Below are 4804 nucleotides of genomic sequence, written 5' to 3'. Positions count from 1 at the left end.
TCGCGCAGCAATGATTGCAAAATTGTCACAATATGATCAATAAAATGATTTAGGCACTGTTCTCTACAAAAACAATATGAGCAATTTAGTTTTTACTCCTGCCCATCAACTTGCTCAAATGATTCGTGATAAGACTGTCTCGTCAACAGAAGTTCTTGAAGCCTATTTAACGCAAATCAAAAAGCATAATCCGAGCATTAATGCCATTGCGACATTAGATGAAGCAGTAGCTAGAGCCAGAGCGATCGCAGCTGATAACGCGATCGCCAAAGGAGAAACCTGGGGGAAACTCCATGGTGTACCAATCACCATCAAAGATACCTTTGAAACCGCAGGATTACGCACCACCGCAGGTTATAAACCCCTCAAAAACTATATTCCCTCTCAAGATGCCACAGTTGTCGCCCGTCTTCGTCAAGCTGGAGCAATCATTCTCGGCAAAACTAACCCTGCTGAAATGGCCAGCGACTTTCAAAGCACTAACGATATTTTCGGACGTGTTAACAATCCTTGGAATCTCGATCGCACATCTGGAGGAAGTTCTGGAGGCAGTGCCGCAGCGATCGCTGCTGGATTTTCCGCCTTAGATCTAGGGAATGATTGCTCCGGTTCAACTCGTCAACCAGCCCATTTTTGTGGTGTATTTGCCCTCAAACCCACCGAGCGCCGTTTGCCCACCACAGGACATATTCCTGAAGCGCCAGGCATGCCAAAATGTATTCGTCAATTGATGACAGTTGGTTCCTTTGCTCGTTCTATTGAAGACCTAAAATTATGCTTATCGTTGACAGTAGGTGCAGATATCCGACAACCAGATATTCCTCCTGTCCCTTTGGATCAACCCTTATCGAAACCGATACAGAACTTACGAATCGCTTGGATGGATGGTTGGGATGAAATTCCTGTCGCTTCGGCAATTAAAGAGGCGATCGCGATCGCTGCTGATAAACTTACTCAAACAGGTGCTGATGTTGAATTCTGGAAACCCTTACAGTTTGACCTCAAAAAAGCATTTCAAGCTTGCAATCAACTAACAGCACTTAACTTTATCTATTCTCAACCATCTGATTTCGATACTGCCAAAAAAGTTGTTCCTGTCATGTTTCGCGAAGCCACTCAAGGAGAAAAAGAACTCAGAGATCTCAGTAATTTAAGTCACTTCCTCCCGACCTTACTCAATCCAACTCTCAAAAGCTATTTTGAAATATTAACCTATCGCGATCATCTAATATCTCAAATGGATCAAGCATTAAAACCTTGGGATGTTTGGCTCTGTCCAGTTGCCATGACCACGACATTTACCCATCGGCCTAAAGGTACAGCCATTGAGATTGAAGGGCGCAAAGTTCCTTATTTTCTCGCAAATGCTGCTTATACAATGCTATTTAACCTAACAGGACATCCTGTAGTTGTAATTCCCATTGGAAAAACAGACGATGGCTTACCTATTGGGATGCAGATTGTCGGCAAGAGATGGCAGGATATGAGGCTACTGGCGATCGCACAGGAGATTAATCAAGTAGTTGGTTGCTTTAAGCATCCTTCTGGATACTAGAGCGATCGCGATTTAAGATTTTGAATATTTATTGGCTTATATAGCACTACGTAATTTGGTTAGGACATTAGTAAACCCTCAAGCCCATGGCTGGTGAACTTTTGACTCTTGACTCTTGACTCTTGACTCTTGACTCTTGACTTGCGCGTAGCGCTATAATTCGAAGAATTTCGCGATCGCAGACACCATTTTCTTCAGTTCTATACTGCTTGGCAATTTAGAAAAGATGCCTTCTAACATTGTTATTGCATTATCCGCTGATTCTTTGAGATCTTCATCATCAGGATTTGTGGCTGCTGTGGTTAATTCTGTGACTTGCTTTAACGCTTTAACTCTAGATTTCTCATTTAAATTTGGAGAAGATAAGATCGCGCTTTTGAGTTGAGTTAACAATTCATTAATTCCTAGTTCCTCAAGATTAAGAGAATTAGACGATTCGTTAATAACGCCAGCAACTTTTGCTCCTTTTTCGATGGTACCGCCGCTCATGTGACCAATACCGAAGTTCCCACTTTGGTTATATTGATCTCCCTCAATATTATTACCCTTAATATTTTTGACTTCTTTGTTAATCGTGTTGGCAACTGTGCCACTGATATCTCCCAAGCTAAATGCTCCAGCTCCAGAGGCATTGATGGTTCCGCCAGTAATGTTTATATTGCGGCTGCTATCTGTTTTGTTCCCCTGAACATAATCACCTTTAATTTCTTTGATGTAATTACCACTCCCCATATTAATGGTACGGTTTCCCTTGGATACATGGCGGCTATTATCAATGACTTGAGTTGTTGCTGGTTTTGAATTCTTGTGATTTTCCGGTGTAAAATCTGGATTTTCCTTTTCCCAATTTTGGATAGCTGCTGTGACAAGTTGTGCTAATTCATCAGGATTTTTGAAAAAGCTAACGAGTTTATCTGTTCCCAGTTCCTGACGAAGTTCTTCAATACATTTTCCAGTATTTCCATCACCTGTAATTTTATCCATCTGATCTGGCAACCAAGCAGCTTTTTTATCTAGTAAGAAAATAAAACAGGGTTTATCTGTTTTCAAGGCTTGGCGGTACTCTAGTTCGGTAATAGATTTTCGCTGGGGATTTCCATCAGTGGGAATATAACCATAGCGCCAAGCAAAAATGCCTACATACATATCAGATCCAGCTACATCAGATAGGCATTTATCGAGGGGAGGATACTTTCCTGTAGCTACATAATCCTCCATCGCGCGAGGATCATGGTTTATTTTTCGTAGAGCTTTGTAGACTTTCTCGCGATACTCCTTGAGGTCGCTGTAGGTTGAGGAGATATAAATTTTCGCCATGATTTATTGTTAACCTAAGTTCGATGAGTACAAAATTTACTAGTTCTGAATTAAGGACTTGGGGATTTAGGGAAAAGCCGATTGATTCGTTGGTCAATCTTGATAATTGCTTGCTTGCCGCGTAAACATGAAATTATATTGGCCTTCTAGGGCCATGAGTTGTTCATGGGTTCCAGTTTCAATAATTTTGCCGTTCTCTAAAACAATAATTCGATCAGCTAGTTTGGCCAAAGCTAAACGATGACTGATGACAATAGCAATTTTATTAGCAGCAATGCGGCGAAAAAGCTGGTAGATTTCATATTCGGTTTTGGGATCTAGAGCTGCGGTGGGTTCATCAAAAATTAATAGCTCGACAGAGGATAAACGCATTAAAGATCGAGAGATCGCAATTCTCTGCCATTGTCCTTCTGATAAATCGACTCCCCCTTCTAGTTGCTTACCCAAAATGGTATCTATGCCTTGGGGTAATTTCGCGATCGCCTTGGCAATTTCCGCTTCCCCCATTGCCTGATTAATAGCGCTATCTTCTTCTAGCAATGGTAAATAACCAAAACCAATATTTTCTCTAACTGTAGTGGGAAATCGGGCATAATCCTGCATAATAACTGCTATAAGCCCATAAAATTTCTGTAAATCAAATTCTCGTAAATTTTGCCCATTCCAGAGAATATTACCCTTTTGAGGATCATATAAACGAGAGATCAACTTAGCCAATGTGGTTTTTCCTGCTCCATTTTCTCCCACCAAGGCAATCATTTCTTGAGGGTGAATTTTCAGGTTGATATTGTCTAAAACTTTTCTGTTGCTACCAGGATAAGAAAAGGATACATTCTCAAGTTCGATTCCCCTGAGATGCTCACTTACTCTAGATTTTAAGGAAGCTCTCTCAGTATCAACCTGCTGCTCATGGTTTCCTGGAGACATAGCCAACTGCAATCTTGGCCTCAGCTCTAATAGTTGGAAAATCGGGCTAGTTCCTAAGACTACATCGTAAAGATCAGAACCATTGTTGATCAAAATAAATAAACTCTGGCGCATTTGCAAAATCAAACCCGAATAGAGAGCCAAATCGCCCAAAGTATAAATGCCTTTTAAAGCTCCCATGACAACATAAACATAGGGCAGAGCAATTCCTAACCCGCCAAGCATCGACCAAAAAATCACCATTACGGTCCCTTGACGACGAACTTGTTGCATAGAACGGAAGGTGTGCCGAAAAATATTTTGCCAACGATCAAAAAATAAAGTTTGTAGTCCAAATAAACGTAATTCCTTGGCATAGATCTCGCCCATTAAGACGTTTTTGTACAAGTTCATTTGGCGTACCGAGCTAGCCTGAGTTTCTTCGACTCTCCAGCTTTGTTTGCGATATTTAAGTTCTACGTAAACCGAAGGTGCTGTAGAGATAAATAATATCAAGGGTATCCACCAAGCGATCGCGCCAGAAAGTAGAATCGCCGGGATCAAGATAAAAAATCCATTAAGAGTGGTGATAATAATAAAAGATAAATGCTTAAGTCTTTCTATCCCTTGCTCGGATAGTTGAACTAGATTTAAGAGCTCAGGGGTTTCAAATAACCCAATATCTTCGAAATTGGCAACTTTCTTGAGAACTTTTCCTTGCACAAACCCTTGAATGCGATCGCGCATACCCGCAAAAACTAGGTTTGTGATGGCGTTCATCGAATCACTGAGCAAATTAATTGTAATTAAACCGCCGATTGTCCAAAGTAATAATGGCTCCTGTAGCATTAGCGCGATCGCATTATTTGTAGACTCTTGTCCTAATAAACGCGATGCTTCATCGATAATTATTTTGTTGAGAAACAAGGCGATCGGCGAACCAGCACCACTGATTAAGGTAAGAAAAACTAGATAACGTAATTCAGTTGGGGCTCCTTGAATTACTAACTTTAGGCTACGACGAAA

3 protein-coding genes are annotated in these 4804 nt (G+C 41.0%); 1 reads left to right on the top strand and 2 read right to left on the bottom strand.

The genetic code is table 11. The annotated features are described in order from the left end of the window. Positions 1-76 precede the first annotated feature (76 nt). A complete protein-coding gene (locus XEN7305_RS03080) occupies positions 77-1555 on the top strand; it encodes an amidase (protein ID WP_006507872.1) in 1479 nt (492 codons plus the stop codon). Between the two features lie 153 nt (positions 1556-1708). Here XEN7305_RS03080 and XEN7305_RS26330 read toward each other — a convergent pair whose 3' ends face one another. Next, positions 1709-2872, bottom strand: a complete 1164-nt coding sequence (locus XEN7305_RS26330) for a DUF4062 domain-containing protein (protein WP_006507871.1) — start codon at positions 2870-2872, stop codon at positions 1709-1711. 93 nt (positions 2873-2965) lie between these two features. Beyond that, a partial coding sequence (locus XEN7305_RS03070; protein ID WP_006507870.1) for an ABC transporter ATP-binding protein occupies positions 2966-4804 on the bottom strand: 1839 nt, incomplete at its 5' end.

The sequence above is a fragment of the Xenococcus sp. PCC 7305 genome, from assembly GCF_000332055.1.
Taxonomy (GTDB): domain Bacteria; phylum Cyanobacteriota; class Cyanobacteriia; order Cyanobacteriales; family Xenococcaceae; genus Xenococcus.
The sequence above is the reverse complement of the archived record's forward strand: the minus strand, read 5'-3'. Positions and strand labels throughout refer to the sequence as shown.

Coding starts and splice junctions, on each gene's coding strand:
- XEN7305_RS03080 (WP_006507872.1), top strand. CDS start 77: ATGAGCAATTTAGTTTTTACTCCTGCCCATCAACTTGCTCAAATGATT.
- XEN7305_RS26330 (WP_006507871.1), bottom strand. CDS start 2,872: ATGGCGAAAATTTATATCTCCTCAACCTACAGCGACCTCAAGGAGTAT.